The organism is Burkholderia sp. AU39826 (assembly GCF_020419965.1).
Taxonomy (GTDB): domain Bacteria; phylum Pseudomonadota; class Gammaproteobacteria; order Burkholderiales; family Burkholderiaceae; genus Burkholderia; species Burkholderia semiarida.
This window is the reverse complement of the sequence record NZ_JAIZQG010000032.1, coordinates 58,429-64,660: the sequence shown is the minus strand read 5'-3', so window position 1 is coordinate 64,660 and position 6,232 is coordinate 58,429. Positions and strand designations below refer to the sequence as shown.

At 66.6% G+C, this 6,232-nt stretch carries 6 protein-coding genes and 1 rRNA gene; 2 read left to right on the top strand and 5 right to left on the bottom strand.

Features of this window, described 5'->3' with window-relative positions; all coding sequences use genetic code 11:
- Positions 1 to 100, top strand: a 5S ribosomal RNA gene (gene rrf, locus LGM42_RS31625); the annotation flags it as partial.
- Between the two features lie 103 nt (positions 101 to 203).
- On the opposite strand, the gene LGM42_RS31620 is transcribed toward rrf, so the two are convergent.
- From LGM42_RS31620 to LGM42_RS31600, 5 genes are all read right to left on the bottom strand, one after another.
- Entirely contained in the window at positions 204 to 668 is a 465-nt protein-coding gene (locus tag LGM42_RS31620; RefSeq protein WP_226234280.1) for a GNAT family N-acetyltransferase, read from the bottom strand.
- Positions 669 to 820: 152 nt separating this feature from the next.
- On the bottom strand, positions 821 to 1,192 hold the full coding sequence (locus LGM42_RS31615; protein WP_226234279.1) for a nuclear transport factor 2 family protein: 372 nt from the start codon (positions 1,190 to 1,192) through the stop codon (positions 821 to 823).
- A gap of 54 nt (positions 1,193 to 1,246) precedes the next feature.
- The gene (locus LGM42_RS31610) at positions 1,247 to 1,846 is read right to left on the bottom strand and encodes a hypothetical protein (protein WP_226234278.1); all 600 of its coding nucleotides are present in this window, start codon (positions 1,844 to 1,846) and stop codon (positions 1,247 to 1,249) included.
- A gap of 194 nt (positions 1,847 to 2,040) precedes the next feature.
- Positions 2,041 to 3,285: an SMI1/KNR4 family protein gene (locus LGM42_RS31605; RefSeq protein WP_226234277.1), complete on the bottom strand. Its 1,245-nt coding sequence runs from the start codon at positions 3,283 to 3,285 to the stop codon at positions 2,041 to 2,043.
- A gap of 119 nt (positions 3,286 to 3,404) precedes the next feature.
- On the bottom strand, positions 3,405 to 4,409 hold the full coding sequence (locus LGM42_RS31600; RefSeq protein ID WP_059578890.1) for an AraC family transcriptional regulator: 1,005 nt from the start codon (positions 4,407 to 4,409) through the stop codon (positions 3,405 to 3,407).
- 143 nt (positions 4,410 to 4,552) lie between these two features.
- Between LGM42_RS31600 and LGM42_RS31595 the strand changes: the two genes are divergently transcribed.
- Complete coding sequence (locus LGM42_RS31595; RefSeq protein ID WP_226234276.1) at positions 4,553 to 6,220, top strand: acyl-CoA synthetase; 1,668 nt, start codon at positions 4,553 to 4,555, stop codon at positions 6,218 to 6,220.
- The last annotated feature ends 12 nt before the right edge of the window (positions 6,221 to 6,232 follow it).

Genomic DNA, 6,232 nt, shown 5'->3' with positions numbered 1-6,232 from the left:
GCGAGTCGGTCCCACCCCTTCCCATCCCGAACAGGACCGTGAAACGACTCTACGCCGATGATAGTGCGGATTCCCGTGTGAAAGTAGGTAATCGTCAGGCTCCCTAAGCCAAGAACCCCCGCCCGAACAGGCGGGGGTTTTTGCATTTCGGCACCGCGAGAAGCATGATGCAGCGAGCCATCTTGCTGCCATCCGTTCATCCATCAGACCGTGATCCGCAAGATCGGAAAAAATCGGCCCGGGATCGCTCTCGATTCTTTTTCGCCGATCTTTTCAGCTCCCAGCGCCAGATAGAACGACGCGGCATTCGGATCCGCTTCGATCACAAAGCTTTGGATGCCTCTCGCAGCGGCTTCGGCCCGAACCGCTTCCCACAGCGCACGGGCGACGCCTCGCCCCATGTAATCAGGATGGACGAACAGCCATCCGGGCGTTGGTCGATCCGATTCCGATGATGCTCGGACCCAGAATCCGATGATTGTCTCGCCCGATTGCGCGAGATAACCGATCGACCCTTCGATCGTCTCCGGCGAAATCGTGAGATCGTTTTGCCACAAGTCGAGCCATTCCTTCGGGTAGCCCCAGTGCGCCTTCGACAGGCGCGCCAGTTGCGTGAGCTCGTCCGAATCCGCGCCGCGCGCAGCACGCACGGTAAATAGCATATGCATTTCGTCTCTCGTCATTGCCGGCTGCCGGCATCCCCTCGCGCAGCGCTTTTATCGGTGCATCGTCCGGATCGCAGTGTCTCACCGCTCAACCGACAACCTGCTCGCTCGCCGCGGTATTGCGCGACACGCGTCAAACGCGTGCGCCGGCGCAGCTACACGACCCGCGATGCATGTCCGGCGACGACGCGCCAACTGGCGCCTGCTCGACGCCAGAGGCGCGTATAGGCAAACTTGCCGGAGAATGCCGTGCCATCGAAATGGCCGGCGAGGGTCGCTCGCGTCGTGGTCAGGATCATCTCGTCGATCGCGCATGCACGCATGTCGAGGACGTCGAGCGTGTCGAGACGCAGAAGCCTCGCGCGATGTGCGGCCAGGTCGTCCGTTTTCGAGATGATCTGGCCGGTCGGGACCGTGAACACCAGATCATCGTCCAGCAGCGCATCGAGCGCTTCGACATCATTGGCCAACATCGCCGCACGGAGCGCGGCTTCGGCGGGTTCGATGACGGTACGGATTGCATCCATGTCGGGCCTCGCATCATTTCGGAAGGGAAGCGGCACGGCGGCGACAGACGCAACCTACCGCGCGTTCGACAACGACTGACGCCGGACCAGCATCACCATGCAGATACCGGTCGACGCAATGAGGTTGACGGCCGGATAGAACGCGACCGCGACGCTCCAGGTGCTCAGCGCCAGCAACGCCAGCGTGTACTTGAGCACGCACAGCGCAAAGTAGGCGAGGCTCTCGCTCCACGGATCGCGGATCGCCTTGCGCACGGTTGGGCCGAGGCCGGCGAGCTCGATCAGCGTAACGAGACAGATCGACACCGTCGGATCGTCGGTCAGTAGCCACAGTGGAATGGCCGACAGGGCCGCGCACAGGAACAACCAGTCGACGCCCGTCCAGCCGCGCTCGCCGCGAAACAGACTGGCGATCAGCGTCAAAAAGCACGTGACGGCAATCGCTGCCGTGCACCATGCGGACGGCCCGGCGCCCGCGACGAACTGGCCAGCGGCCGCGATCGCCGTGACGATCGACCACACGAGCCACGTGAACAGATGCGGGCGAACGATGCGCCGGTAGATCGCGAGCGCGTAAGGAATGGCGGCCAGCAACGACACGGCCGTCCCGATCGCGCCAAAGATCGAAGCGGCTCCCTGATCGACGCTCACCATCGACGCAACCTTGTTCGGATCGGCCGACCAGTATGTGCCGTGACGGATCGGAGTGCAACGTCATGCGTGCGCTGCGGTGCGGTGAGCGTCATGCAGATTCGCACCGGGACGCGGAAGCAACCCGGCCCAAAACAAACGGCACCGGGAATGCGATGCCGCCGGAAAACCCACCGCGCGTCGATGCCTGGGTGGCGTCAGTACTCGAACGTCCGCAGGCGCGCTGCGTGTCCTTCGAGCCCGAGATAGTGGCTGAGCTTGCCGGCGCGAACCTTGCAAATGTCGTCCTTCAGCTTGTCCAGCAGTTTCCCGCTCGCCGCGCGATAGGCTGCTGCTGCATCGGCGCCATGGGCCGACAGGGCGGCGCCGATCAGCCGTGCGCTATCGGCGCCGCCGCCCGCGACGCAACGCGCCATCGCGTCGGCATCCGGCTGCACGCCGGCGTCGAGCAGCGCACGCATCAATGTGACCGGCACGTCGCCGGACACGGACGCGAGCGAATCCGGTGCAACCGGTGCGCCCGATTCGAGCAACGCGGCGGCTGCGGAAAACTTTCGGCACCGCAGTGCGTAATCCGTCGGGATCGAACTGCCGGCGAGCGCCATGCCGAGATCGGCGACCAGCGGCGCCAGTCGCGCGATGAGTGCCGCATCGTCGTGATCGATCGCATGACGTAATGCGTGACGAGCAAGCACCGGCTGCGAGCCGAGCGTGCCGTCGGCGAGCGGCGTGCGCCAGTCGATCACCGCTTGCCGATAGAACGCGATCAGCTTGTCGGCCAGCGATGCGGACAGGCCATGATCGTCGCGGCGTTCATCGACGTATTCGAGCAGCGTGACGCCGGTGCCGGGTTCGCTGCCGGGCTCCAGTGGATCCGCATGAAGCTGCAGCGCGCCGAATGCCGTGTACAGATCGGGAGCGACCGTCGCGAGGCCGTCCTCGTGCATCGCCCCGCGCCACGCAGGCGGCAACCCTTGTTTCCAGGCGAGCACATGACCATAGTCGCGGGCGCCCGGCTCCGTAACGACGTAGATGCGATCGCAATATTCGAAGCCGCCGAACGGCAGCGCGCCGATTTTGCCGTTCCACGTGCGGGCGTTCTCCTCCGCGGCTTCTTCGGCCAGTTCGAGTTCGTGGTCGATCCAGCCTTGCAGGTCGCGATAACCGTCGCTGCCGTTGTAGAACAGTTCGCTCCCGCCGATCGCTTCGACATTTCCGTTCATCTCCAGCGTCAGGTCGTAGTCGAGGCTGCCGCCGGCCGTGATACGCCACAGCTCGAGCAACGGGAGCGGAATGTCGCCGTGACAGCAGGCCTGTACGGCCGCGATCTGGTCGGCCGGCATCGGCGGTTGCGCATCGAAGATCACGCGGCCGGCAAACAGTACGATGCCGTGCGCGCGCAGATCAGCCAGTTCGGTATCGGAAAAGAAGGTGGATTGCATCGAGCGTCAGCGGTAAGGGTTGATCGGATGTGTGCCGCGGTTCATCGGCGATGGACGCCCCGCGGATGGGCGCATCGTATCGGCGGCACCTGACGAGACGCTTCGAATCCACCGGTCATTCAAGACTCCGCCTCCGCCGCATGGACGTCGCGCCGAAACGCGCCGGGGCTCGTGCCGGTCCATTTCCGGAACGCGCGATGAAACGCGCTCGGCTCGGTGAAGCCGAGCTCGGCCGCGATCTCCGCGACGCCGAGCGCATGCCCGCGCAACAGCGACTGCGCCAGCGCGCCGCGCAACTCGTCCTTGATCGCGGCGAAGCTTTGCCCTTCGCTGCGCAACCGCCGCCGCAGCGTCGCGGGCGTCGTATCGAGCCGCACGGCCAGCGTGTCGAAGTCGGGCCACTCGGCGGCCGGCAGCGCCTTCAGGTGCGCGCGTGTCTTCGCGACCCAGCCCGTGTCGTGCCGGTAGCGCACGAGCAGGTTACCAGGCGCACCGCGCAGGAAGGTCTTCAGCGCCTGTTCCGAACGGATCGTCGGTAGCGCGAGGTACGCGGCGTTGAATGCGAGCCGGCTGTCGGGCCGGTCGAAATGCACGGGGACGCCGAAGAACTGGTGATAGTCGCTGCGCTGGCCGGGGCTCGGGCACGCGAAGTCGATGCGCTGCAGCGGGATGCGCCGGCCAATCAGCCAGCACGCGACGCCGAGCAGGATCAGCCAGAACGTCCGGTACGCGAATGCCGGGTACGGCGCGCCCGATTGCGTCAGCACGATCTGCGCCTGCCCGTCGGCCACGACGAGTTCGCCGTGCGGCTCGTCGAGCACCACCCGCAGGAACTTCAGCGCGCGTCGCAGCGCCTTGTCGAGCGTGCCGGCATGCAGCACCGCGTGGCACAGCAGCGTGAAGCTGCCGCGCCGCATCGGACGCGCGGCGAGCCCGAAGAATTCGTCGTCGAGCGCGCCGGCGATCGCGAGCCACAGCCGGCCGTACTGCTGCGGCGTGACGGGCTCGCGCACGGCGGCCGGCAACCCGGCGGCGCGCAGCACGGGCGCGGTCGGCAGGTCGCGCCGGCGCAGGCACGCGAGCGCATCGTCGACGAAATCCGGCGAAATCATCTGCGGCCCCATTTTCCTGCGTCCTCCGACATGGCAAAAGCGATCACGATTCTAGATTCGGTTTGTCATTGATTGCAATGTAGCGGCTGTCTACTATCGATGTATCCCCGTCGCGCCCCTGGCTCGCCGGCGGCCATAACGTACAGGAGACACGCATGCCTGAAGGAGCTACCGCCCGGGCGGTGCCGGCCTACGCCGACGCCGTGGCCCGGTTCAGTATCGAGACCGCCGCCGCGCAATTGGCCGGCGACCTGGAGCGCGGCCTGAACGCGTGCGTCGAGTGCTGCGACCGGCACGCGAAGGCCGACGCGATCGCGCTCGACTGGATCGATGTCGGCGGCCGGCACCACAGCTTCACGTTCGCGCAGATGCAGGCGCTCTCGGCCCGGGTCGCGAACCTGCTCGTCGCGCAGGGCGTGAAGCCGGGCGACGTGGTGGCCGGGCTGCTTCCGCGTACGCCCGAGCTCGTCGCGACGATCCTCGGCACGTGGCGTGCAGGCGCCGTGTACCAGCCGCTGTTCACCGCATTCGGCCCGAAGGCGATCGAGCACCGGCTGCGCATGAGCGACGCGCGGCTCGTCGTGACGAACGTCGCGAATCGCGCGAAGCTCGACGAGGTCGCCGATTGCCCGCCGGTCGCGACGGTGCGCGAAGCAGGCGAGACGCTGTCGGCGCACGACATCGATTTCCGCGCGGCGCTCGACGCGCAGTCCGATACGTTCGAGCCCGTGCTGCGCAAGGGGTCGGACCTGTTCATGATGATGTCGACGTCGGGCACGACGGGTTTGCCGAAGGGCGTGCCGGTACCGCTGTACGCGCTGCTCGCGTTCGGCGCATACATGCGCCAGGCAGTCGACCTGCGCGAAGGCGACCGGTTCTGGAACATCGCCGATCCGGGCTGGGCGTACGGGCTCTATTACGCGATCACCGGCCCGCTGCTGCTCGGCCATGCGACGACGCTGTACGAGGGCGGCTTCACGGTCGACAGCACGTATGACGTGATCGAACGGCTCGGCATCACGAGCCTCGCGGGTTCGCCGACCGCGTTCCGGATGCTGATGGCGGCCGGGCCGGAAGCGGCCGCGCGCGCGAAGGGCCGGCTGCGCGTGGTGAGCAGCGCGGGCGAACCGCTGAACCCGGAAGTGGTGCGCTGGTTCCACGCGGCGCTCGGCGCGCCGATCCACGATCACTACGGCCAGACCGAACTCGGGATGGTCGTGAACAACCATCACGGCCTCGCGCACGTGGTGCACATCGGTTCCGCCGGCTTCGCGATGCCGGGCTACCGTGTCGCGGTGCTCGACGAAGCGGGCCGCGAGCTCGGCCCCGGCGAGCCCGGCAACCTCGCGATCGACATCGCGCGCTCGCCGCTGCTGTGGTTCCGCGGCTACTGGCAGCAGGACACGCCGGCGATCGCGGGTGGCTACTACCGGACCGGCGACAACGTGGAGCTGGAGCCGGACGGCGCCGTGAGCTTCATCGGCCGCGCGGACGACGTGATCACGTCGTCCGGCTACCGGATTGGCCCGTTCGACGTGGAGAGCGCGCTGATCGAGCATCCGGCCGTCAGCGAGGCCGCCGTGATCGGCGTGCCCGATCCGGAGCGCACGGAGATCGTGAAGGCGTTTGTCGTGTTGTCGAAAGGGTTCGACGGCACACCGGAACTGGCGGAGGAATTGAGTCTGCACGTGAAGCGGCGGCTGTCCGCTCACGCTTATCCGCGCGCGATCGATTTCGTCGACGCGCTGCCGAAAACCCCGAGTGGCAAGATCCAGCGCTTCGTGTTGCGCAAGATGGAAGCCGAGAAGGCCGTTCAACCCTGAATATGGACTGCG